This is a genomic window from Pedobacter sp. PLR (assembly GCF_026239675.1).
Classification (GTDB): domain Bacteria; phylum Bacteroidota; class Bacteroidia; order Sphingobacteriales; family Sphingobacteriaceae; genus Pedobacter.
In genome coordinates this window covers 312,317-334,749 of record NZ_JAPIVQ010000006.1, presented here as the reverse complement: position 1 = coordinate 334,749, position 22,433 = coordinate 312,317, and the positions used below count along the sequence as shown (strand labels likewise).

The window sequence follows — 22,433 nt, the reverse complement described above, 5'->3', positions numbered from 1 at the left end:
CTGTTCTTAAATTCCGACAAACTGCCGGATATAACCTATCAACGGGGAGTGCTATACAGCAGGCTCCATCGCTTTAAACAAGGCAAGAGATTCGTCTTCTTTAGCCGTCATTAGTGTCTTAGCCGCTTTTCCCTTGTCTTTATAGCCTAAAAGGTGTAAAGTACCATGCGCCATCACGCGGTACAATTCATCGGCTACTGTATGCTTAAATGTTTTTGCATTTTCCTGAATACGCTCCAGACTGATAAATATGTCACCAACGATCATTTTAAGCTCTTCTGAGTTATCAAAAGTGATCACATCAGTATAAGTGTCATGATCCAGGTATTCCTGATTTATACGCAGTAAATATTCGTCTGAGCACAAAATAAAGTTCAACTCCTGTAATGAATAACCTTCTTTTTCAATTATAGCCTTGATCCAGGCCTTAAGCAAGGTTTTCTTTTTAAGGGTATAACTTAGGTCTTCGGTGAAAAAATGAACTGCTGGTTTTGCCATCTGGATATAGAATTATTGGGCCAAATTTAGCAATTTAAAATATTCCGCAATTTTATTTTTGTAATAGTAGTTCAGGCCCGGCGGTAATTTCTGTATCCATTCATTCTCATTTTTTTGATTTTTACGGAACTTTTCCAGCATCTGCTGATAGGATGGAGGAAGATCTTTTCCGGCTTTACTCTCTCTTTTTGAATCCTGATCCTGTTCTCTTTGGGCATCATTTGCATCCAGAAGCTTCGTAAGCAGGTCTTTCTGACGGTTTAACGTCTCTTGCTCCAGGCGCTTATTCACCAGATCAGTTTCTGTCGCCTTCATATCCTTGATCATTTGATTCAGGTTCCCCAATCCGGATTTACCATCTTTATTCTCTTCTCTGTTGATCTTTTGCAGCGCTTCGCGGATCATTTGCTGCTGCTGAGCCATTTTAGCGAACTCTTCAGACATCTGCCCCTTTGGAACCGTGCCTTTGTTTCCTGATTTCTGCAGCTGATCCTTAGCCTTTTGCATGCTGTTGTTGAGCTGCTGCTGCATTTGCTGCAACTGTTTCATGCTTTGTTTTTTCCCTTTGCCACTGCCACTGGAATTTTTCTTCATCTTTTGAAGCTGTTCCAATGCCTCATTGAGCATTAAGGATAGATTATTGATGGAGGTCATGGTATACTGCTGGTTCTTATTTGCGGCAGCGGTATTTCTTTCACCAAGGTTATCCAGGCTTTTATCCAGGTTAAAATTGATCTTTTGTAACTCCTCATTCACGGTGCTTTCAATCTGTGGAACCCTTTTGCTTAAGGAAGACAGACTGTCGGCAATGGACTTCATATTGTCTTTGATCACCCTTTGTTGCTGTACATTAGCGGTATAAAGCGGGTCGTTATTACTCAGTTTCTTCAAATTCAGCATCACCTTTTCCTGATCAAATGATGTTTTCAAAAGATTTTCCAGTAACTGCCGAAGCTCCTGAACGTTTAGGTTATTCTCCGTTTCTGAAGATTCCTGTTGCATATCGTCCATTTTTTTAGCCATTTTTTCCAGCTGATCAGCAGCTTTCTCCTGGTTCTCAGCGGCTTTTTTGCGGTCATTTTTTTCCAGATTCTCTTTACTTTCTTTCTGCTGCTGCTGAATGTCTTTACTCTCTTTTTCCGGATTCCCGAAAGGATTAGGGCGTTCCAGCTGCTCATTTTTTTCCTGAAGACTTTTCAAGTCTTTTTTAATGTCTTCAAATGCTGCACTTTGTTTCTCCTGCTGTTGTTTCAAATCGCCGACAGGTTTTTTCTGATCCTTACTTTGCTGAGAAAGGGCTTTCTGCTCTTTGGCGAGTTCTTTGATCCGGTCAATATTGTTTTGCAGGTTCTGCTCAAATTCAAGTTGTTTATAAAGCTCCAGGATGCGATCCAGCTCGTTTTTCACGGATTTATTGTCCAACTGCATTTTGGAAAGTTCCTGCTGCGTCTGATCCTTGTTATTTTGATCCATCAAATTTTGCAGCTTTTCCAGTAAGGCTTTCGTTTTATCATCCAGGACATTTTTAAACAATTCATCGATTTGTTTTTGCTTTTCGAGGAGCTCATCCTTTACCGTTGCATTTTCTTCTTTTTCAAAATTATTCTTTTCATTCAGCTGTTTGAGTGCTTTAACCGTTTCTTCCAGTTGTTTTTGCTTGTCCAGTAGCTGCTGAATCTGTTTCTTATCATCGAAATTCAATGTTTTTTTGTCCAGTAAGGCCGCACCAAGCTTTTTACTCTCTTTTTCTACTGCGCCAGCAAGTTTAATGGCTTGTTCCATTTTCTGTTTTACTGCCTGACTGCCCTGATTTATTTTCTCGGCAACCTGTTGCACCGTAGGTAGTTCATAGGTTTTTTTTGCTGATTTAGTCGATTTAGGGCCATTAACGCCGTCATTATCTGCTACTTCAAAGTAATATTCCAATTGCTGTCCGGGTTTTATACCTGCCTGACTAAGATCCCAGAAAAAGAAGAAAGCGTTTTCCAATTGTGTCTTTTTAACCGGAATAGACTGGCTGACCTTGTTTATAGCCTTACCATTTTCTGTGACGATGTAGTTGAATTTCAGGCCGCTAAATCCATGGTCATCCGAGATGTTACCAGTGAAATACAATGCTTTAGTACTTCCAGAATCTGGTGATTCGGTCACTGAGATATTTGGATATTCATCTGCGATGATTTCAATTTGGTGGACTAAAGAATCGGCACCACCTGCAAAACGGCTGTTTTTAGGGCTCAAGCGGTATTCCCCGCTCTTTCGTAAGGTGCTTTTAAATGTAAAAACATTGTCGTTAGACTGGAGCAATTGCTCTTGCTTGTCCAATATAAAAACCAATTCATCACTGTTTGCAGTGCTCAGTTTCCAGCTTACGGTGGTTCCCTCAGGCAATAGTAAATCGCCTGCATTGGCAATCTTTTCGTCCTTTTTGCGCAAATAAGTAGGGTAATGAAGGTCGGCGGTCATGGTTAAAATCGCCGGACGGGGCTTCACTTCAATCACATAAGGCAGGGAGTTAAAGCCACCCGCAGCAAAACGGATCTCTTTGTTCTTTTGAAGGTTTTTGAAAGTATATTGAAAGGAAGTCGCATCCTTTTTATCCAGTTTATAGGTATTCATCCCATCAGAAATGTAAACCTCCTGAGGAATTTCATTTCCTGTGATTTTAAGCTTTAAAGTCAGGTCATCTCCCTGAGCACAAATCAGTTTTTTATTGAGTAATTCGAAATTGAATGGTGCTTTCGGCAAAATCTCTCTGTTATACTGGACAAAACTACTGGTTCCTTCTCTTAAGATGGAAGGGGCAATAATGGAAATAAGGAGGATGATGCTCAATGGAAACAGGGAATAACGCAAGTATTTTTTATTCTCAGTCAGGCGAATTGCACTGCTGAAAGGAATCGGTTTCAGGTCATTGATCTTTTGATCGATACCTGCCATAATGAGCGCATTATGTTCCGGATTTTTATCTGCAAGAGCCTTTAGCTGCAGCGTATTTAACAGCTTGTCTTTTACATTGAAAAAGTGATCTCCGATGAGTGCTGCAGCTTGCTCTATGCTTAGGTTTTTACTCAGCTTAAAATAGGAAAGGGCAGGTTTAACGACCCAGAAACCGATGGCAAGGATAGAAACGGCGATGGAACTGAAAAATAAAAGGGTTTTAGTGGAAATTCCCGGTTGGGTATAATACACCAGTACAAACAGCAGCAGATACAAAGCCAATAGGAAAGTGGCCGCATAAATGCTGCCCCGCAAGAGTTTATTCAGGTAAAACTTTTGCGTGAATTCATTAACCTTTGAAATTAAAAGTTCGTAATTGCTGTTCATTAATTAGCTTTATGATGCTTAAAGGTAATTAATGAATATTGGTTTTGATAAAATTAAAGAGATAATAGCATTAAATTAACGTTGGGGTCATGTTTTTTATGGAATTTACTTTCCATAAGATTTATACAAATCAATAATCAGATGAGCAATTCAATTTACGCCATAACGATGGCCGCGTTATTTACCACAATCGGAATAACTTCCTTTGTGAGGGAAAAACCAACAACCGGATTAAAAGCCCCTGTGATGGAAAAGACAACAAGCTGGAATAAAAATCAAGTGATCGCGCATCGTGGCGCCTGGAAGAAGAAAGGCCTGCCTGAAAACTCGATTGCCTCCTTAAAAGAAGCCATCAAACTCGGCTGTTATGGATCCGAATTTGATGTACATATGACTTCCGACAGTATATTGGTAGTCAATCATGACCCGGATTTTTTAGGAATACCTATTGCCAGCTCGACTTATGTGCAGCTACTCGAAAAAAAGCTGAGTAACGGAGAGCAAATCCCAACTTTAGAAGCCTATTTAAAGGCCGGAATGAAACAAAAGGGAACAAGATTGATACTGGAATTAAAGCCAGCTAAAATCAGCGGAGAAAGGGATCTTCAAATGACGAGAAAGACAGTGGCTATGGTGCATCAGCTAGGAGCAACCCCCTGGGTTGATTACATCAGTTTTAGTTACGCGATCGGGGAAGAAATTCTGGCTTTACAATCCGGAGCAAAGTTCGCTTACCTCAACGGAGATGCACCTTTGGAAAAACTAAAAGCATCTGGTTTTGATGGCGCAGACTATCATTTTTCGGTCTATAAAAATGGAGACTGGTTTAGCAAATCAAAAGCGCTGGGACTTACTTTAAACGCCTGGACAGTTAACACGATCGAAGACATGAACTGGCTCCTGGATCAGCACATAGAGTTCATCACCACCAATGAGCCTGAGCGTCTGTTTGAGCTTCTTCAATCAAGGAAATAAACGCTGTCAAGTGTAAAATTAATCCCGCTTCAAACGAGGAAATAAAACGGCTTTAAACAAAAAAGCATCGCGATTGCTCGCGATGCTGTACAATTATGTTTTTAATAATCTAGATTACTTTAACATTAATCGCATTCAACCCTTTTTTACCGCTTTCAACATCGTATTCAACTTTGTCGTTTTCACGAATTTCATCGATAAGGCCTGTTGAATGTACAAAAATTTCGCTATCTCCGTTAGCTGGAATGATGAATCCGAAACCTTTAGTTACATTAAAAAATTTTACTGTTCCTTCTTGCATTGTATTATTTATTAATAAATTAAGTGTGCAAGATACGGAATATTTTTAATAATACACAGCGGCTTCTTTTTTTGATAAATGTAAGTTTTGAGGCTTTTATCCCCCTTATTTCCTCCCTGAAACGCTCAGATTTATTTCGCTGGAATGTGGGATGCCAAGGGTAGTACCCGGCTGGATTTTTAAGAGGTTTTGAAGGTATACACTGATGATCGCTTCCAGTGTTTTTTTCCTCGGTTCATAATTTTCAGGCGCTGAAGTGCGGAACTTGCCCAGGTGCATTTTACCACTGGCATCCACTATCACGCTAAAGTCATAACCGAAGTCTTCATAAGCACGTGAAATATCTATTCTGTACTTTGGAAACAGGTAATCATAGGCTTCTGTTTGACCGTTAATCCGGTCGACAACGTCAATCTTTTTCACCTTGATCATATTACTCAATGGCCGAAACACTACCGGTTCCCGTGCTCCGAATGCGAGGTCAATATCTGCTGGTTTTTGATTGCTGATTTCCGTTAATTTCCGGATATAGGCTGTATCTGCTCTGGATGGTTTTTGCAATTCTTCCGGACTAGTTTTGAGTACATTTTGAATATAATCTTCCGAATAATAGGTGATGTTGACATCCGAACGGATATCTTTCATAACCTCTCTTTTGATCACCTGCAGACGTTGCATCAAAACACTATCCTTACTGATCTTCTTGATTCTAAACCACTCTTTTGCGAAATTATAAACATCACCATGGTCATACTGTAAAAAGAAGGTCTGCATTCTCTTCTTTTGAGGACTATATGCCATGATCGAGTCATCGGATTTAAACTGAATGATCCAACTAGGTTCTTGCTGGAAACCGATCTCATTAAATGATAATCCGGTACTGAAACGGCGTTTTACCTCATGGTATTTAATGCCTTTTATTGAATCAAAAGTCAGTTGACCCGGCTGCATTTTCTTTTCTTCTTTTTTTTCTGCGCTACAGCTTAGAAAAATACTAATGACGGCTAATAAGATATAAATGAGCTTTTTGGACATGCAGGGAAAATAAAGGTAATGGAATAATTCCGGGGACAAAGTTATAAGAATCGACAGATTTTATATTCTTTGTTTCAGTTTTATGACCCGAATGCGGATTTCGCCCTTCCTCAACACGGTTATAATGACGGTTTTATCATCGCCATCGCGGAAAAGCTTGTTGACCTCCGATAAAGTATAGCTGGTGGCAGGAATAAAATTGAGGTATACGATCTCGTCTTCAGCTTGTAATCCAGCTTCTTCTGCCGGAGAATCGGGCTCTATTCTGCCAATAAAGTAGCGCTGAAGCTGGGTGTCTTCGGAATAAACCTCCATTCCTGCCATATCATGCTGGAAGGGACGGTTAAAGTTCCCGTTTTTACGTAAATACATGGCATTATCAGCGTAATCAAAGGTAATGTCAAAACGGCTCAGGATATCTGCGCCTAGGTTTCCATTCCGGTCATTGAGCAATATTTTTGCGGCAACCTCCTCATATTTTGGATAAGCGGTCAGTACATTGTTCAATTGAAAAGATCCGATTTTTACCTGAGGAGTTCTACCGATATGGCCGCTGATCGGGCCACCCAGTCCCATTCCAAGATTGGCTATAATACTAATTGGTGGTAGCGGGAAAGGGGCCTTATCCAGGATTTCCAACGATATTGCATGACTGGCGCCATTGTCGACCAGCATTTTTAATATTTGTGTGCCAAGTTCGGGTGTTTGGACTTGTATTTTTGTATAGGGTTTATCGTTGATCATTTCCAGCGGAATCCGTTCCCCCTTGATTTTCCGGGTGTAGGAAGGCAGGTAAAACACCATTCTTTTAGCGGAATATTTAAGCTCCACCAGGAAGCTTTTGAAAAAATGGTAGCCTAATAATCCATGAACGGGCATTCCCAGATAGCTGGATAAGCGAAATAGATCTTCTTTGAGTATGGCAGTGGGAATGTGATCCAGGCTTGCTTTGCCAATCCTTGCGTTGACAGAACTGGAAACATAGGCTTCAATTTCATCACCTTTACCCAGGCCGGCAATCTTGATCGTACGTAAGTCCTTAATCTTTAAGCTGTCGGCAATTCGGGGATCTGAAATAATCATCGGGCCAACACCCGTGTCTAAAATGAAGTTAAAAGGTCCTTTCTCATTGATATAAACGGGAATAATAACCAGATTTTTCAGCAGAATGAAATTGATGGCATCTTTCTTCCGGTCATTTGGAAACCCGAAATCCTGAGCATAGTTGTTTTGTATAGTCAAAGTGACGATAAGTAGCAGTAACAGGGTTTTTAACCGAATCAGATTTGTCGCGCAACGAGACGATTTCATAATACTAATTTAATAAATTAGTACGCAGGTTTAATGGGATTAAGAATAAATTATAACATCTCAAAGGGAATGTCCAGCAGGTCGTAATTCCGCCATCCCCGAAAGTCAAAATGCCACCACTCATTGGAGATCACTCTGAAGCCGTGGCCCTGCATCACCTGAATCAGCAGATTCCGGTTTTTGAGCGCAGCCTTTGGAAGCGCAGTATAATTTGCCGCTGCCAGAGGAGAAAAGCTGTCGTAAGGGGTCGGCATTTCCAGCTCTTTTCCTGTTTTCAGGTGGATGAGCGTAAGGTCTATCGCGCAACCTCTATTGTGTCGGGACCCTACTTTTGGATTGGCCACGAAGTTCTTATTCCCCGCTTTGAGATATAGTGTTTTGGTGGCAGCGTAAGGGCGGTAAGCGTCATAGATTTTTAAGGCATAGCCTTGCTTCGCTAAAACCGCCTGCACCTTTTTCAATTGCATCACGACCGGTTTCCTTGCAAAAGCACGAGCCTGTTTATACACCGCGATCTTCATGAAATTATTACTGGTCGCGTAGCGAATGTCCAGTTGGATGCCGGGAATTTCTTTTTTAAGTTCCATCAGCTCCTGATTTGGATTGAGCTCATAAGCCTTTTCATAAGCGGAAAAACTACTGACCACCTTTATTGGTCCGGGTTTTTTAACCTTTACCGGGTTTTGGAAAAAAAGAACGCTTAGTAATATCAGGGAAATGGATTGGATCATTTGTTATTGATTGGAGACCACCAAAAGTTCAATATCCTTAAAGGGGAGGTTAAACATACTGGCAAGGTCTTTATTAGTCAGGTGGCCCTGATATATATACAATGCTTCTCTGATTCCCGGCTTACTCCAGATCACACCGGTTAGGCCACCAAGGTCGCCGATGTCGAGTAAGATTGGCGCAAAAATATTGGTAAGCGCATAAGAAGCTGTTCTTGGTACACGAGAGGCAATGTTCGGGACGCAGTAATGAATGACCTCATGTTTTCTAAATGTGGGATTGCTGTGGTTGGTCACTTCAGAAGTTTCGAAGCAGCCGCCCTGATCAATACTCACATCGATGACTACTGAATTAGGTTTCATGCGCATCACCATTTCTTCCATCACAATACAAGGGCTTCTGCCATGATTTGCACGAATTGCACCAATCACCACATCACAGGTGGTAATTGCCTTACTTAAAACGATGGGTTGCATCACCGAAGTGAACACCCTGCTCCCTAAGTTGTTTTGGAGCCTTCTGAGGCGATAGAGGGAGCTATCGAACACTTTCACTTCCGCACCCAGAGATAATGCCGTACGCGCGGCGTATTCTCCGACCGTTCCTGCCCCTAAAATGACAACTTCTGTTGGAGGCACCCCGGTAAATCCGCCAAGCATCAATCCTTTACCGCCCGTTGCGGAGCTCAGATATTCTGCGGCAATAAAAATTGACGTTGCGCCAACAATTTCGCTCATTGCCCGAACCACACTTAGAATGCCACCTTCATCGCGTAGATGTTCAAAACAGAGTGCGTTGATCTTTTTATTCAATAAAGCTTTCAGGTAACTTTCTTTCAGTCCGCCCATTTGCAATGCCGAGATCAGCGTTTGCCCTTTATGCATCATTGCAATCTCTTCCAGCGTTGGTGGCGCAATCTTGACAAGGATATCCGCCTCAAATACACTTTTCTTATGAAAAGAAATAGTGGCACCTTGTTCACTATAATCATTGTCAGAGAAATTCGCTCCGGTTCCTGCACCACTTTCGACAATGACGCGATGGCCGTTATTGATCAGCAAGGCAACAGACAATGGGGTCAGTGCGATCCTGTTCTCCTGAAATGAAATCTCTTTTGGAATGCCAATATATAGACTATTGGTTTTTTTGTTGATTTCTGACATGGTCTCTTTGGGCTGTAGCAGTCCTTTTTGAGCAATAGAGGCCATTCCTTCCCGTAATCCTGTAGCCATTTTATTTATAGATATTTGATCTCAAAATAAGCAAAATACCTGAAAATAAGTGCATTTAGTATTTAAATTCTGGAAATTGACAGTAATCTTTCCGTTTCTGCAGGGGCAGTGATTTCGATTTTAATATAATGTTCGGGTAGTAATTCTTCTACTTTTTCCGGCCATTCTATCAGGCAGATATGCTCCGAATAAAAATATTCTTCATAGCCAATATCAAAAGCTTCCTGTAGGTCTTTGATCCTGTAAAAATCGAAATGGTAAATGATACGGCCCTTGCCTTCATATTCATTGACAATGGAAAATGTAGGACTGGATACCACATCTGTGACGCCTAATGCTTTTGCCAGCGCTTTGATGAAGGTTGTTTTTCCAGCACCCATTTCCCCCTCAAAGATGAAGAAGCGCTCATTTTCAGCAAATTCAAGCACTTTTTGAGCCGCCTGATCCAGACCTGCTATATTTTTAACCTCAATGTTCATTGGAATAAGATTGTTTTTTATAAGCGCTCAAAATTAGTAAAATTATAGGAACCAGATACAAAATGGAGCTAGAATGATGGTCGTGTTGCAGGCATATTGTCGGAAATCGGGTCCTTGTATCTTCGTTGTTCCGCCGTAAACTGGCTTCCGGCCCCGGCAAGGCCCCGCCAACGCTCCGGTAAGGCTTGCTTAAGGCCGCTATAGCCGAAACTAAAATGGCTAGTCTACCTGAAAAAATTTAGCAGACTAACCATTTTAAATATTTAGGTATAACCGGGTTATTTGGAGCTGTAAGTAGCTACCGGAATGATCATTTCTTCTAATGAAATTCCGCCATGCTGGAAAGTCTCATTATAGTAGTTTACGAACTGATTGTAGTTGTTCTGATAAACGAAATAACGGTCCTCTTTAGCAAAAATATAGTTAGAGCTGATGTTGATTTTAGGCAACTGGGCTTCATGTGGATTCTTAATTAAAAACACCTCTTTGGCATTGTAATTCAGGTTTCTACCTTGTTTGTAACGTAAATTCGTGTTTGTATTCCGATCTCCGATTACCTTGCTGGCATGTTTTACGCGGATCGTTCCGTGATCTGTTGTGATCACTAATTTCACCTTTTTCTGAGCCAGTTTTTTCAGCAGTTCCATCAAAGGAGAATGCTCAAACCAGGACAGGGTAAGTGAACGGTAGGCGGCATCATCATTGGCCAGTTCACGGATCATTTGCATATCCGTACGGGCATGAGATAACATGTCTACAAAGTTGTATACAATGGCATTAAAATCGTTTTGAAGCAAGTTGTTTACCTGTTCGTTCAAGGCCTTACCATCATCGTAAGTCAGGATTTTATGGTAACTGTGCTTACAATCTTTTCTATGTGTTCTTTTGAGATTTTCAGTCAGGAAAGTGCTTTCATGTAGGTTTTTTCCACCTTCTTCATCGTCATTTTGCCATAACTTAGGGTAACGTTTCTCCATTTCCAGAGGCATCAGGCCTGAGAAAATCGAGTTTCTCGCATATTGCGTAGCCGTTGGCAGAATACTGGAATACGTATCCTCTTCCTCCAGACGGAAATGCTCCGTAATCAGCGGATTGATAATTTTCCACTGGTCATAACGTAAATTGTCAATCAGAATGAAAAACACCGGAACATTGTTGTCATTTATTAGTGGAAAAGCTTTCTTTTTCAACAGCTCATTGGAGAGTAAAGGGGCTTTTTCTTTGCCATTCACCCAACCTAAATAATGGTCTTCAATGAACTTGGAGAACTGTGCATTGGCTTCTGATTTTTGCATCGTCAGGATCTCATGCATCTGTGGATCATCGAGTTTTTCAAGCTCCAATTCCCAGAATACAAGCTTTTTATAAACCTCTACCCATTCCTCATAACTTAGCCTGTCATTCAACGTCATACCTAGTCTGCGGAAATCTTGCTGATAGGCCATAGATGTCTTTTCGCTGACTAAACGCTTATTGTCAATGATCTTTTTAATGGTCAATAATACTTGTTTTGGGTTCACTGGCTTAATCAGATAATCGTCGATTTTAGAGCCAATCGCGTCTTCCATTAAGTTTTCTTCTTCACTTTTCGTGATCAATACCACCGGTACATCATTTCTGATATTTTTGATGGCAGTAAGGGTCTCCAGTCCGGTTAATCCCGGCATATTTTCATCTAAGAATACCAGGTCAAAGTGCTCTTTACCAAAGGCTTCCAGCGCGTCATTGCCGTTGGTAAAAGTGGTAACATGGTATCCTTTTTCGTTTAGTAATAGTATATGTGGTTTTAATAAGTTGATCTCATCGTCGGCCCATAAAATTTTGGTTTCCTGCATTGCTGTACTTATATAAAATAAAATTAAATCTTTCAAAAAAGTATTTCTCTTTCTTAGTATGGATAAAAATAGCAATTTTTGTACCGTATAATTTTATTTGTAAGGATTGAACAAAAAGAAAATCATAAATGACCCCGTATATGGCTTCATAAATATCCCCTCTGAAATCGTGTTTGACTTGATCTCACACCCTTATTTTCAGCGGTTAAGGTATATCAAGCAATTAGGGATGACGCATTTGGTGTATCCGGGAGCCCTGCACACCAGGTTTCATCATGCGCTGGGCGCAATGCATTTAATGAGCCTCGCTTTGGAAATCCTTAAAAGTAAAGGGCAGGAAATCAGCAGGGAAGAAGAAGAAGCGGCCACAATTGCCATTCTGTTACATGACATCGGACATGGGCCTTTTTCTCACGCGCTGGAGCATACGTTAGTTAACGGCATTCATCATGAAGCCATTTCTATGTTGATCATGGAAAAGCTAAATGTGGAGTTTGGAGGCCGTTTAACGATGGCAATCAACATCTTTAAAGGTGATTATCCAAAGAAATTCCTGCCACAACTGGTTTCCGGACAGTTAGACCTGGACCGCATGGATTACCTCAACCGCGACAGTTTCTTTACCGGGGTGAGTGAAGGGGTAATCAGTTTCGACCGGATCATCAAAATGTTCAACGTATTGGATGGCGAATTGGTGATCGAAGAGAAAGGGATCTATTCCATTGAAAACTTCCTGATTGCCAGAAGATTGATGTACTGGCAGGTATACCTCCATAAAACAGTGGTTGCCGGAGAATATTTGCTGGTCAGAATACTGGAGCGCGCCAAGGAAATTTCCGGCAAGGGTGAAACGCTTTTTGCCTCGCCCGCATTACAACATTTCCTAAAAAATGATGTCAATAAAGCAGATTTCTTTCAGAGTGAGCGCCATTTAGACGCATTTTTTAAGCTGGACGATCAGGATATTGTCACTTCTGTAAAGGTTTGGAGGGAATATTCCGACCCGATCTTATCACGTTTATGCCAAATGTTTATCAGTCGGAATTTATATAAGGTAGAGATCAGCTCGGAGGCCCCGGATCCTAAACGGGTGCAGGAACTGAAGGATAAAGCTACCAAAAACTTACAACTCAACCTGGAGGAAGTTGGTTATTTCGTCTTTACAGATCAGATAGAAAACCGCGCCTATAATGCAGGGAGCGGGAATATCAATATTCTGCTGAAAAATAACACCACCATTGACATTGCAAAAGCATCGGATTTATCTAATTTAGAATCTTTGGATAAGACGGTTACCAAACACATACTGTGCTATCCCAGAATGATTTAGCATTTTTTAACAAAATAATTAATTTTTAATCCCGTTTTTAGATTGAGCAAGGAATAACCTAAATAGGTTTATTTGTTCATATCAATTTAACACTTAACTTTGTACGATGCAATTTACTGCCAAGCAGATAAGCGAATTTATAGATGGCACCATTGAAGGCGATGAAAATGCTAAGGTAACAGAACTCTCTAAGATAGAAGATGGAGCTGCCGGGGCTTTATGTTTTTTGTCTAATCCAAAATATGAAAACTATTTATACTCAACGAAGGCCTCTGTAGTCATCGTAGGGAATGATTTTTCTCCATCTCAGCCTATTGAAAGCACTTTGATTAAAGTGGCTGATCCTTATAGTGCGTTTTCAGTTTTGCTGGAGAAATACAATGAGGTGATGAATCAGATGAATACCCAGTCAGGTATTGAGCAGCCTTGTTTTATCCATCCTTCTGCAAAAATCGGCAAGAATGTATTTATTGCAGCTTTTAGCTATATCAGCGAAAATGTGGTGATTGGTGAAGATACCAGGATCCAGTCGCAGGTATATGTTGGAGCAGATACTGAAATTGGAACCAACTGCCAGATTTTTCCCGGCGTAAAAATATACAACCGTTCTGTACTCGGAAATAACATTGTGATCCATGCAAATACCGTAATTGGTAGTGATGGTTTTGGCTTTGCGCCACAACCGGATGGCACATATTCGAAGATTGCACAGATTGGTAATGTCGTGATTGAAGACGATGTCGAGATTGGTGCAAATACTTCGGTAGACCGCGCTACGATGGGCTCTACTTTCATTAGAAAAGGAGTGAAACTAGACAATTTGATTCAGATCGCGCACAATGTAGATGTAGGCGCGCATACTGTTGTTGCCGCACAAACCGGTATCTCGGGAAGCACAAAAATCGGCGAAAATTCGGTTATTGGCGGACAAGTAGGTATTGCCGGTCACCTGAGCCTTGCAAAAGGGACTCAGATTGGTGCTCAGGCAGGAATCAACTTCAATACCACTACCGAATTTAAACAATGGCATGGGAGCCCTGCACAGCCTTTAAGAGACTGGATGAGGGCTTCAGTGATCTTTAAACAACTGCCAACCGTTGAAAAACGAATCGTGGCATTAGAAAATACTATCTCAGAACTCAAAGCATTAATTGAACAAAACAGCACAATAGCAAAATAATGAATGTGAAGCAAAAAACCATAAAAGGCGAAGTTTCTGTATCGGGCGTAGGCCTGCATACCGGAGCAAATGTGACGCTTACTTTTTGTCCGGCACCAGAAAATCACGGATTTAAATTTCAAAGAACCGATTTACCGGGAAGCCCGATTGTGGATGCTGATTGTGACAACGTTACAGACACTGCCAGAGGAACTACAATTTCTCAAAACGGTGCCAGTATCAGTACAGTAGAACACGTAATGGCCTCTCTTGTTGGGATGGACCTTGATAACGTGCTGATTAAGCTGGACGGTCCTGAAACGCCAATCATGGATGGTAGCGCAATTATGTTCCTGGAAGCACTGGAAAGTGTTGGTGCCCAGTTACAAAGCGTAGACCGCGAATATTTCTCGATTCCGCATAACATTACTTATACGGAACCGGATAGAAAGGTCGAAATCGTGGCGATGCCATTAGATGATTACAGGTTTACTTGTATGATCGACTATAATTCTCCTGTATTGGGAAGTCAGCATGCCGGTATATCCAGCATTGCAGAATTTAAAAAAGAAATTGCTTCTTGTAGAACCTTCTGTTTCCTTCATGAACTGGAATACCAGCTTCAAAACAACCTGATTAAAGGTGGAGATTTGAACAATGCCATCGTGATTGTAGACAAGGAAGTAACTAAAGAAGAGTTAGACCATCTTGCGAAAATCTTCAACAGAAGCGCAATTGAAGTCGCTCCTCAAGGCATCTTAAATAATATGGAATTGCGGTACCAGAATGAGCCTGCAAGACATAAATTGTTGGATATGATCGGTGATCTTGCCCTGGTAGGGGTTCACTTAAAAGGTCATATCATGGCTGCACGTCCCGGACATGCTGCCAATGTGGCTTTTGCTAAGAAAATCAAAGCAGCCATTAAAAAAGAGAAAAATAAAAAAGTACAGCATATCTATGATCCTTCTGTAAAACCACTATATGATGTGGTACAGATTATGGAGATTCTGCCACACAGACAGCCATTCCTGTTTATCGATAAGATTCTGGAATTGTCTAAAACACACGTGGTTGGTGTTAAAAATGTAACGATGAATGAGGAGTTCTTTAAAGGACACTTCCCTGGGGCACCGGTATTTCCGGGCGTAATTCAGATCGAAGCAATGGCACAAACCGGAGGTATTTTAGTGTTAAGTACCGTTGAAGATCCAAGAAATTACCTGACGTTGTTTTTGAAAATTGACAATGTACGTTTTAGAGCTCAGGTATCGCCGGGTGATACAATCGTATTCAGATGTGACTTAATGGAGCCCATCAGAAGAGGTATCGCTCAAATGAAGGGTGTTGGCATGGTCGGTGGAAAAGTGGTGGTGGAAGCAGAGATGATGGCCCAAATTGTTAAAGTAAAAGAAAGCGAAACCGTATCATGATACAACCCTTAGCGTATATACATCCGCAGGCAAAAATTGCCGATAATGTAGTAATTGAGCCTTTTGCAGTAATACACAAGGATGTAGAAATTGGGGAAGGTACCTGGATCGGGTCAAATGTGGTCATCATGGATGGCGCCAGAATTGGTAAAAATTGTCGGGTATTTCCGGGATCTGTGATCTCAGGTGTGCCTCAGGATTTGAAGTTTGCAGGGGAAGTTACCACTGCAGAGATCGGTGATAATACCACGATCAGAGAGTGTGTAACCATTAACAGAGGTACTAAAGACAAATGGAAGACTGTCATCGGCAGCAACTGTTTGATTCAGGCGTATTCTCACATCGCTCACGATTGTGAGGTTGGTGATCACTGTATTTTCTCTAACAGCACAACGCTTGCAGGGCACATCACCATCGGTGATTATGTGGTTCTTGCCGGTTTAGTAGCGATTCATCAGTTTGTGAAAGTTGGTTCTCATGCCTTTGTAACCGGTGGTTCATTGGTGAGAAAAGACGTTCCTCCATATGTGAAAGCAGCTCGTGAGCCACTTTCTTATGCAGGAATCAACTCTGTTGGTTTGAGGAGAAGAGGTTTTTCTTCAGAACAAATCAATGAAATTCAGGAAATTTATCGGGTGTTATTTGTGAAGCATAACAATGTCAGTAAAGCATTGGATATGATTGAAGCAGAATTCGCACCTACAGAAATCAGAGACGAAATCTTAGAATTCATCAGAAACTCGAACAGAGGTGTGATGAAAGGCTTTGGTTCTGGTAGCTAATATTATTTGATGAAAATCAACTTAGATAAGGCCGGTAGAAGGTTTAACCAGGAGTGGATTTTTCGTAATGTGAGTTACGAATTTAAGGCCCCCGGCACTTATGCCATCCTCGGACCCAACGGTTCGGGGAAGTCGACCTTATTGAGCATGATTCTTGGCAATTTATCTCCTTCTGAGGGCCATATCAGCTATCAGAAGGATAAAGTCGTCCCGGTAGAAAACATCTACCAGCACCTCAGCTTTGCAGCGCCATACCTCGATCTGATCGAAGAATTTACGCTGGAAGAGACCATAGACTTTCATTTCAAATTTAAAGGACTGTACAAGGACATGACTAAAGAAGGAGTGTTGGAGCTGCTGGGGCTGGAGAAGTCGCAGGATAAGGCTTTAAAATACTTCTCTTCGGGAATGAAACAGCGCACTAAACTGGTGCTGGCCTTCTGTTCCGATAGTCCTATCCTGCTTTTAGATGAGCCAACTTCTAATCTTGATCAGCAAGGTATAGACTGGTATCTGACCTTAATTGCCAATTTTACCGACCAAAGATTAGTCATCGTAGGGTCAAATCAGGAGGTCGAGTATTCATTTTGCACGCATCACATCCAGGTAACTGACTATAAATAATGTAATATTTTCATTTTTTATCGCCCTTTAATGGCGTTTAAACGATGAAAAGAGCATTATTAAATATTTTTTTAAAATACTATTGTGAGATTCAAAAATAGTATCTACCTTTGCAGAACGAAATAAGGGCCGGATGGTCAGAGATTATTTCAGATAAAAATGTAAAATAAAGCTCCGTAAGGAGATTATATATAAAGAGTAAAATAAGAATTTTCATAGTTTAGTTTTAGGTTTAGGTTGATTGTGGCTTCGGAGTGGTTCCCGAAGCCATCTTTTTTTAAAAGGTTTTTTTTTCTTAGCTTGAGCTTTTCGGGCTTTAGTTTAGAAATGCTTCGTATCAGGTTCATAATGTTCGGGGGCTAACTCGGAGATGACCATGATCAGATTTCGAAATAGTCCGGATAAGCAATAGAAAACATGGATAAAGCCAGCATCAGAAAACGAATCCTGCCCATCAGAAAGGGTCTTTCCGGGGAAACTTTACAAGAACTTAGTGAAAAACTACTCATACAGTTTAAACAACTGGACCTGTCTAAGGTCAAAACCCTCCATATTTTCCTACCCATTAAATCCCGGAATGAACCGGATACTTTTTTGATTATCAACTGGCTCAAAGAACATCACCCTCAGCTTAAGATTGTGGTGCCCAGAGCTGATTTTGAAACCTCTTTGATGACGCATCATTATTTTGAAGGGATAGAAGACCTGGAAATGAATGCTTACCAGATTCTGGAACCTGCAAAAGCGAAAATTCATAGTGGTGAGATCGAAATGGTGATTGTGCCTTTGATTGCTTTTGATAGGAATGGATACCGTGTGGGGTATGGAAAAGGTTTCTACGACCGGTTTTTGCAAGGGATAGCAACGGAAAAGATCGGTCTTTCGCTGCTGGATGAATTGGTGGAGATCGACAATGTAAACGAGCATGATGTGAAGCTCGATAAATGCATTACGCCGGATAAAATCTATGTTTTTCCGGTTTCCTGATTTCTGCTGGGTTATAAAGGCTTTTTCAGCGCATTTTGTTTTAAAGCGAATTGTGCTTTGATGAAATCGCTGATGAGGTAAGCAATGGTCTTTGCAGTAGCGGCACTTTCTCTGCCATCGGCAAGCTGTGTGGCGCCTTCACAAACGTGCATATAAGCGAACTTCTTTTTGGAGTGGAGGATTATCCTTCTGATGTCGTTGATTTGGAATCCTGAAGGTGTAAATGCGCTGGAAAGGACGTTCTCTATGCAGTCCATATCTATTTCCAGTCCGGTTTCGTTACCCAGGCCTTCCAGCAAAGGCTGTAAGGCATCCTGATAAGTCCCTTCGGATTTCAACAAGTCATCGAAAAATACCGCATTCACATTTGGATTTCCGGTGATTTCAGCCAAAATAGCACTGTTGTTATAATTTTGATGTAAGCCAAATATCGAATAATTCGCCAGGAAACCATCTTTTAAGGCATAACTGAAGCCATTGCCACTGTGCCTGCCCCGGGTAGGGCGCAAGTCTGCATGGGCATCAATGTTCAGGACATCCACTGCTTTTTTGAAGGCTTTTGCACAACCTTTAAGGATCGGATAGGCATTATTGTGGCCGCCACCAATGATAATCGGTGTTTTTCCTGCCGCGATGATCTTTTGAATCACGGGATATACCTGTTCGTCAATTTGTGTCACCGCATTTTCCAGGTCTGTGACGGTGTTAAACTCCGGGTCTTTAAACACAAAATGTCCCAAAACCATTAATTCCTTAGCCCTTAAAAAATCATTACTTTGTAGATTTAGCAAGGCTATCAGGGCTGGCGCCCAGGCGGTAGCTGCACCTGCAATGCCGTGATTGGCACGTACACCGATATCTTCCGGAATACCTAGCAGGACAAAAGTCGCGGTACTGTATTTTAATTCCTCCCAGCTGCTGAAAGCCTGTACCTGCTCTCCAAGTTTAATTTCTCCTACGCGATGATTAACCAGGGCAGAAATTGCTGCTTTGCTATATGTTTTCAGGGCTTCCATTATTGGATTTTACCGTTAAGAATGACCGTTTTTATCTGCGTTTGTCCGAAGCTATAAGGTAAAAAGGCCAGGGAAGACATAGGCCTGGTGATCATTAGATTGGCTTTTTTTCCTTTGGTGATGCTGCCGGTTACTGCGCTCAGCTCCATGGCCGCTGCGCCGTTTAAGGTGCAGGCATTAACCGCTTCTTCTGGCAGCATTTTGAGTTTAATACAGCCTAAAGACAGTACAAAGTTCATGTTGCCGGAAGGAGTAGAGCCGGGGTTATAGTCGCTGGCCAGTGCTACAGGGGCATTTGCCTGGATTAAAGCCCTGGCATTGGCAAAAGGGATACCCAGATAAAAGGAGCAGGATGGCAATAAGGTAGCAATGGTATTTCCATTGGCCAATGCCGCAATTACGGCTCCGTCTGTTGCTTCCAGATGATCTACGGAAATGGCCAGGTGTTTTACGCCGATTTGTACACCTCCGGATACAGAAAGCTGGTTGGCATGAATCTTTGGCTTGAGGCCGTATTTGGCAGCCGCGGTCAGTAATTGATCGGTTTCTTCCACAGAAAAGAAACCTTGTTCGCAAAATACGTCCATATAATCGGCCAGACCTTCAGCTGCAATTTGTGGAAGCATCTGCTCAATAATCTGTGAAATATAGCCCTGATGATCGTTTTTATAGGCAAGGGGGAAGGCATGGGCGGCTAGAAAACTGGCTTTTACCGGAATCGGGAAGCTTTCTTTTAGTCTGCGGATAACCCTCAGCATTTTTAGTTCACTGGCTACTGATAGTCCGTAGCCGCTTTTGATTTCCAGGGCACCCGTGCCTTGCCTGATCATATCGTTTAAGCGCATGGAAGCGGACTCGAAAAGCGCGTCTTCTGTAGCCAGCTGCAATTTTGCTGCGGAGTTTAATATGCCGCCTCCGGCAGCCGCAATTTCTTCATAGCTTTTTCCTGCAATTTTCATTACGAACTCTTCCTCCCTGGGGGCGGCGAAAACAATATGAGAATGGGAATCACACCAGGAAGGGAATACATATCCACCTTCGGCAGAAAGCGTTTCCAGGTCATTTGGCAATTGTCCCGGAAGCGCGTCCATGGTTCCAAAATCAGTAATCAGTCCATTTTCGCAAAGGAGCCAGGCATTTTCCAATACCGGGATTTGCGCCATTTCTGCTCCTCTGAGCATCAGCAAACCTTCAGGGTGTAAGCCAACAAGGGTTCCGATATGGGTGATGAGTAATGAAGCCATGGTTTAAGCTAGTTAAGTAGTTAATTCTAACATCACCGGACAATGATCTGAATGAACGGCATCAGCTAAAATAGTCACGTTTTTTAGTCTTTCCAACATTGGTTTGCTGGCCAGGTGGTAATCGATACGCCAACCCAGGTTCTTTCCTCTGGATCCGGCTCTGAAACTCCACCAGGTATAATGATGAGGATCCTTGTTGAAATGCCTGAAAGTGTCAATAAAGCCATTTGTCAGGAACAGATCCATCCACTCTCTTTCTTCCGGTAAAAATCCCGATGATTTAGCATTGGATTTCGGATTGTGAATGTCAATAGCCGTATGGCAGATGTTGTAATCTCCGGAAATGATCAGATTTGGATATTCTTTACGCAGCTCTCCGATATAGTTGTCGAAAAAGCGCATGAATTCATACTTTTTAACCTGTCTCTCGTCTCCACTTGATCCGGATGGCAAATACACACTCATTAAAGAGAACGTGTCGAAATCGGCTCTGATGATGCGTCCTTCTTTATCTATCCATTCTTCTCCACAGCCATATTCTACGTGATTTGGCTTGATGCGGGTTAAAATAGCCACGCCACTGTACCCTTTTTTCTCTGCCGGAAACCAGTAATGGTGGTAACCCAGCTGCTCTATTAGCGTCAGAATTTCAGGAATCTGGATAGGCAATGCTTTCACTTCCTGCAAGCAAACCAGGTCTGCATCGGTAGACTGTAACCAGCCAATGAAATTTTTTGTAGTGGCAGAACGTATGCCGTTGACGTTATAAGAAATGATTTTCATCAGTATTATGTTGTTTTTTTAGACCAGCAAAGGGCATTATATTTTCCTGCTGCGGTTATCGTGTGTTTTTATCAATGTTGAAATTAAGACGCAGCAGGAGCCTGCTGTTGTTGTTCCTTAAGTTTCATTTCTTTCTCTAATTTTTTCGCTTCGCGTCGTTTCAGCACGGTGATCGTCATCTTAACATCGGCATTCGGACGGTCATTTTTATCGGTTGAAACGGCCGCTACCTGATCTATCAGGTCGATTCCTTGAACCACTTCTCCGTAAACGGTATAATTGCGGTCCAGGTGTGGGACGCCACCAATGGTTTTATAAACTTCTCGTTGATACGCAGGGATTTTTGCTTTTAAGCGGGTAGTCTCTGTACGGTCCAGCTCTTCATCGGTAAACTTCCGGCCCTGTACCAGGTAAAACTGACTGCCACTGGATGCTTTCTCCGGATTGTTATCGCGGGCAGCTGCCAGAACGCCTTTTTTGTGAAACAGGCTGTCGCGGAATTCTGCAGGAACAGTGTAACCTACACTTCCTTCGCCCAATTGCTGGCCTGGTTTTGCATTTTTTGAATCCGGATCACCACCCTGAATCATGAAATCTTTGATCACCCTGTGGAATAAAGTTCCGTTAAAAATGCCTTTCTTCGTCAGTTTCAAAAAGTTATCACGGTGTAAAGGAGTTTCGTTATAGAGCATGATAATACATTCTCCCTGATCGGTTTTTAACCTTACATATTGGTGTTTTGGTTTGGCTGCAAAGGCCGTGCTTAAACAGAAGCACAGGATAAGTACGCAGAATTTCTTCATTATATAGTCAAATTTAGGGCTAAGTTAAGGTAAATCTGCTTTATTAAAAGGGCCAGTCGTTTTCTCTCACAATTATGCCTAATTTTGGGAAAAGATGAAATTGCGACAAAAACTTACCTTAGGCCTATGTGCATTTTACCTGATCACGATGATCGGGTTTGCATTGAATATGCACTTTTGCGGGGGTAAGCTTTCTGAGGTTCGCTGGGTAGAAAACGCAAGTTGTGGCGCCTGCAAAGCCTCAGAAAAGAAACAGCAAGCCGGCGATTGCTGCAAGGATAAATCTATTGAAGCGAAAATTAAGGACAGCCATCAGGTGGGTGCAAAAGTGAAGCTTCCGATGGATTTCAGCCTGGAAATGCTGTTTAGTCCGCTGATTTCAGAAGTTTTCCGCCAATTGATGCCTACGCTATTCAGCAGAATAGAAAATAAGGCACCACCATTATCAGCAATTCTCTCCCTTCACGCTTACAACTGCGTATTCAGAAATTAGACCAGGAATAATTTATTTTTCTTTACAGCAAGCTTGCTGTGGGGGCTTTGACGCGTC

General features: G+C 41.8%; 21 protein-coding genes. 8 read left to right on the top strand and 13 right to left on the bottom strand.

Features of this window, described 5'->3' with window-relative positions; all coding sequences use genetic code 11:
• Positions 1-51: 51 nt before the first annotated feature.
• Together ybeY and OQX61_RS16785 are read right to left on the bottom strand one after the other, a co-directional pair.
• Positions 52-498 (bottom strand): rRNA maturation RNase YbeY, encoded by a 447-nt coding sequence (gene ybeY, locus OQX61_RS16790; protein ID WP_265842949.1) that lies wholly within the window; start codon positions 496-498, stop codon positions 52-54.
• 12 nt (positions 499-510) lie between these two features.
• Positions 511-3,825 carry a DUF4175 family protein gene (locus tag OQX61_RS16785; protein ID WP_265842948.1) on the bottom strand — a complete coding sequence of 1,105 codons (3,315 nt, stop codon included), beginning with the start codon at positions 3,823-3,825 and terminating at the stop codon, positions 511-513.
• A 141-nt stretch (positions 3,826-3,966) separates the two neighbouring features.
• Here OQX61_RS16785 and OQX61_RS16780 point away from each other — a divergent pair, with 141 nt between their 5' ends.
• The gene (locus OQX61_RS16780) at positions 3,967-4,800 is read left to right on the top strand and encodes a glycerophosphodiester phosphodiesterase family protein (RefSeq protein WP_265842947.1); all 834 of its coding nucleotides are present in this window, start codon (positions 3,967-3,969) and stop codon (positions 4,798-4,800) included.
• A 109-nt stretch (positions 4,801-4,909) separates the two neighbouring features.
• Here OQX61_RS16780 and OQX61_RS16775 read toward each other — a convergent pair whose 3' ends face one another.
• The 7 genes from OQX61_RS16775 to OQX61_RS16745 all read right to left on the bottom strand — a co-directional run bounded on the left by OQX61_RS16775 (position 4,910) and on the right by OQX61_RS16745 (position 11,722).
• Positions 4,910-5,101: a cold-shock protein gene (locus tag OQX61_RS16775; RefSeq protein WP_008241764.1), complete on the bottom strand. Its 192-nt coding sequence runs from the start codon at positions 5,099-5,101 to the stop codon at positions 4,910-4,912.
• Positions 5,102-5,206: 105 nt separating this feature from the next.
• Complete coding sequence (locus tag OQX61_RS16770) at positions 5,207-6,136, bottom strand: hypothetical protein (protein ID WP_265842946.1); 930 nt, start codon at positions 6,134-6,136, stop codon at positions 5,207-5,209.
• Positions 6,137-6,196: 60 nt separating this feature from the next.
• Positions 6,197-7,447: an aspartyl protease family protein gene (locus tag OQX61_RS16765; RefSeq protein ID WP_265842945.1), complete on the bottom strand. Its 1,251-nt coding sequence runs from the start codon at positions 7,445-7,447 to the stop codon at positions 6,197-6,199.
• Positions 7,448-7,497: 50 nt separating this feature from the next.
• Complete coding sequence (locus OQX61_RS16760) at positions 7,498-8,178, bottom strand: M15 family metallopeptidase (protein ID WP_265842944.1); 681 nt, start codon at positions 8,176-8,178, stop codon at positions 7,498-7,500.
• Between the two features lie 3 nt (positions 8,179-8,181).
• Complete coding sequence (locus OQX61_RS16755; RefSeq protein WP_265842943.1) at positions 8,182-9,408, bottom strand: alanine dehydrogenase; 1,227 nt, start codon at positions 9,406-9,408, stop codon at positions 8,182-8,184.
• Positions 9,409-9,470: 62 nt separating this feature from the next.
• Complete coding sequence (gene tsaE, locus OQX61_RS16750; RefSeq protein WP_265842942.1) at positions 9,471-9,887, bottom strand: tRNA (adenosine(37)-N6)-threonylcarbamoyltransferase complex ATPase subunit type 1 TsaE; 417 nt, start codon at positions 9,885-9,887, stop codon at positions 9,471-9,473.
• A 278-nt stretch (positions 9,888-10,165) separates the two neighbouring features.
• Positions 10,166-11,722 (bottom strand): bifunctional response regulator/alkaline phosphatase family protein, encoded by a 1,557-nt coding sequence (locus OQX61_RS16745; RefSeq protein WP_265842941.1) that lies wholly within the window; start codon positions 11,720-11,722, stop codon positions 10,166-10,168.
• A gap of 106 nt (positions 11,723-11,828) precedes the next feature.
• Between OQX61_RS16745 and OQX61_RS16740 the strand changes: the two genes are divergently transcribed.
• The 6 genes from OQX61_RS16740 (at position 11,829) to OQX61_RS16715 (ending at position 18,037) form a co-directional block, all read left to right on the top strand.
• Positions 11,829-13,052, top strand: coding sequence for an HD domain-containing protein (locus OQX61_RS16740; RefSeq protein WP_265842940.1), 1,224 nt, complete (start codon positions 11,829-11,831; stop codon positions 13,050-13,052).
• A gap of 106 nt (positions 13,053-13,158) precedes the next feature.
• Positions 13,159-14,232 (top strand): UDP-3-O-(3-hydroxymyristoyl)glucosamine N-acyltransferase, encoded by a 1,074-nt coding sequence (gene lpxD, locus OQX61_RS16735; RefSeq protein ID WP_265842939.1) that lies wholly within the window; start codon positions 13,159-13,161, stop codon positions 14,230-14,232.
• Positions 14,232-15,644: a bifunctional UDP-3-O-[3-hydroxymyristoyl] N-acetylglucosamine deacetylase/3-hydroxyacyl-ACP dehydratase gene (locus OQX61_RS16730; RefSeq protein ID WP_265842938.1), complete on the top strand. Its 1,413-nt coding sequence runs from the start codon at positions 14,232-14,234 to the stop codon at positions 15,642-15,644. The genes lpxD and OQX61_RS16730 overlap by 1 nt, the downstream gene beginning before the upstream one ends.
• A complete protein-coding gene (lpxA, locus tag OQX61_RS16725) occupies positions 15,641-16,426 on the top strand; it encodes an acyl-ACP--UDP-N-acetylglucosamine O-acyltransferase (RefSeq protein WP_062546374.1) in 786 nt (261 codons plus the stop codon). Before OQX61_RS16730 ends, lpxA begins: the two co-directional genes overlap by 4 nt.
• A 9-nt stretch (positions 16,427-16,435) precedes the next feature.
• Positions 16,436-17,050 (top strand): ABC transporter ATP-binding protein, encoded by a 615-nt coding sequence (locus tag OQX61_RS16720; RefSeq protein WP_265842937.1) that lies wholly within the window; start codon positions 16,436-16,438, stop codon positions 17,048-17,050.
• Between the two features lie 417 nt (positions 17,051-17,467).
• On the top strand, positions 17,468-18,037 hold the full coding sequence (locus OQX61_RS16715; protein ID WP_265842936.1) for a 5-formyltetrahydrofolate cyclo-ligase: 570 nt from the start codon (positions 17,468-17,470) through the stop codon (positions 18,035-18,037).
• 11 nt (positions 18,038-18,048) lie between these two features.
• Here OQX61_RS16715 and OQX61_RS16710 read toward each other — a convergent pair whose 3' ends face one another.
• The 4 genes from OQX61_RS16710 to OQX61_RS16695 form a co-directional block, all read right to left on the bottom strand.
• Positions 18,049-19,053 carry a formimidoylglutamase gene (locus tag OQX61_RS16710; RefSeq protein ID WP_265842935.1) on the bottom strand — a complete coding sequence of 335 codons (1,005 nt, stop codon included), beginning with the start codon at positions 19,051-19,053 and terminating at the stop codon, positions 18,049-18,051.
• Positions 19,053-20,297 carry an imidazolonepropionase gene (gene hutI / locus OQX61_RS16705; protein WP_265842934.1) on the bottom strand — a complete coding sequence of 415 codons (1,245 nt, stop codon included), beginning with the start codon at positions 20,295-20,297 and terminating at the stop codon, positions 19,053-19,055. Before hutI ends, OQX61_RS16710 begins: the two co-directional genes overlap by 1 nt.
• A 12-nt stretch (positions 20,298-20,309) precedes the next feature.
• On the bottom strand, positions 20,310-21,080 hold the full coding sequence (locus OQX61_RS16700; protein ID WP_265842933.1) for an exodeoxyribonuclease III: 771 nt from the start codon (positions 21,078-21,080) through the stop codon (positions 20,310-20,312).
• Positions 21,081-21,163: 83 nt separating this feature from the next.
• Entirely contained in the window at positions 21,164-21,883 is a 720-nt protein-coding gene (locus OQX61_RS16695) for a peptidylprolyl isomerase (protein ID WP_265842932.1), read from the bottom strand.
• A gap of 94 nt (positions 21,884-21,977) precedes the next feature.
• On the opposite strand from OQX61_RS16695, the gene OQX61_RS16690 reads away from it, so the two are divergent.
• Positions 21,978-22,376, top strand: a complete 399-nt coding sequence (locus tag OQX61_RS16690) for a hypothetical protein (RefSeq protein ID WP_265842931.1) — start codon at positions 21,978-21,980, stop codon at positions 22,374-22,376.
• Positions 22,377-22,433 lie beyond the last annotated feature (57 nt).

What these genes read in the sequence shown, in the direction of transcription:
- ybeY (WP_265842949.1), bottom strand. Translation starts at nt 498, where the DNA reads ATGGCAAAACCAGCAGTTCATTTTTTCACCGAAGACCTAAGTTATACC.
- OQX61_RS16785 (WP_265842948.1), bottom strand. Translation starts at nt 3,825, where the DNA reads ATGAACAGCAATTACGAACTTTTAATTTCAAAGGTTAATGAATTCACG.
- OQX61_RS16780 (WP_265842947.1), top strand. Translation starts at nt 3,967, where the DNA reads ATGAGCAATTCAATTTACGCCATAACGATGGCCGCGTTATTTACCACA.
- OQX61_RS16775 (WP_008241764.1), bottom strand. Translation starts at nt 5,101, where the DNA reads ATGCAAGAAGGAACAGTAAAATTTTTTAATGTAACTAAAGGTTTCGGA.
- OQX61_RS16770 (WP_265842946.1), bottom strand. Translation starts at nt 6,136, where the DNA reads ATGTCCAAAAAGCTCATTTATATCTTATTAGCCGTCATTAGTATTTTT.
- OQX61_RS16765 (WP_265842945.1), bottom strand. Translation starts at nt 7,447, where the DNA reads ATGAAATCGTCTCGTTGCGCGACAAATCTGATTCGGTTAAAAACCCTG.
- OQX61_RS16760 (WP_265842944.1), bottom strand. Translation starts at nt 8,178, where the DNA reads ATGATCCAATCCATTTCCCTGATATTACTAAGCGTTCTTTTTTTCCAA.
- OQX61_RS16755 (WP_265842943.1), bottom strand. Translation starts at nt 9,408, where the DNA reads ATGGCTACAGGATTACGGGAAGGAATGGCCTCTATTGCTCAAAAAGGA.
- tsaE (WP_265842942.1), bottom strand. Translation starts at nt 9,887, where the DNA reads ATGAACATTGAGGTTAAAAATATAGCAGGTCTGGATCAGGCGGCTCAA.
- OQX61_RS16745 (WP_265842941.1), bottom strand. Translation starts at nt 11,722, where the DNA reads ATGCAGGAAACCAAAATTTTATGGGCCGACGATGAGATCAACTTATTA.
- lpxD (WP_265842939.1), top strand. Translation starts at nt 13,159, where the DNA reads ATGCAATTTACTGCCAAGCAGATAAGCGAATTTATAGATGGCACCATT.
- OQX61_RS16730 (WP_265842938.1), top strand. Translation starts at nt 14,232, where the DNA reads ATGAATGTGAAGCAAAAAACCATAAAAGGCGAAGTTTCTGTATCGGGC.
- lpxA (WP_062546374.1), top strand. Translation starts at nt 15,641, where the DNA reads ATGATACAACCCTTAGCGTATATACATCCGCAGGCAAAAATTGCCGAT.
- OQX61_RS16720 (WP_265842937.1), top strand. Translation starts at nt 16,436, where the DNA reads ATGAAAATCAACTTAGATAAGGCCGGTAGAAGGTTTAACCAGGAGTGG.
- OQX61_RS16715 (WP_265842936.1), top strand. Translation starts at nt 17,468, where the DNA reads ATGGATAAAGCCAGCATCAGAAAACGAATCCTGCCCATCAGAAAGGGT.
- OQX61_RS16710 (WP_265842935.1), bottom strand. Translation starts at nt 19,053, where the DNA reads ATGGAAGCCCTGAAAACATATAGCAAAGCAGCAATTTCTGCCCTGGTT.
- hutI (WP_265842934.1), bottom strand. Translation starts at nt 20,297, where the DNA reads ATGGCTTCATTACTCATCACCCATATCGGAACCCTTGTTGGCTTACAC.
- OQX61_RS16700 (WP_265842933.1), bottom strand. Translation starts at nt 21,080, where the DNA reads ATGAAAATCATTTCTTATAACGTCAACGGCATACGTTCTGCCACTACA.
- OQX61_RS16695 (WP_265842932.1), bottom strand. Translation starts at nt 21,883, where the DNA reads ATGAAGAAATTCTGCGTACTTATCCTGTGCTTCTGTTTAAGCACGGCC.
- OQX61_RS16690 (WP_265842931.1), top strand. Translation starts at nt 21,978, where the DNA reads ATGAAATTGCGACAAAAACTTACCTTAGGCCTATGTGCATTTTACCTG.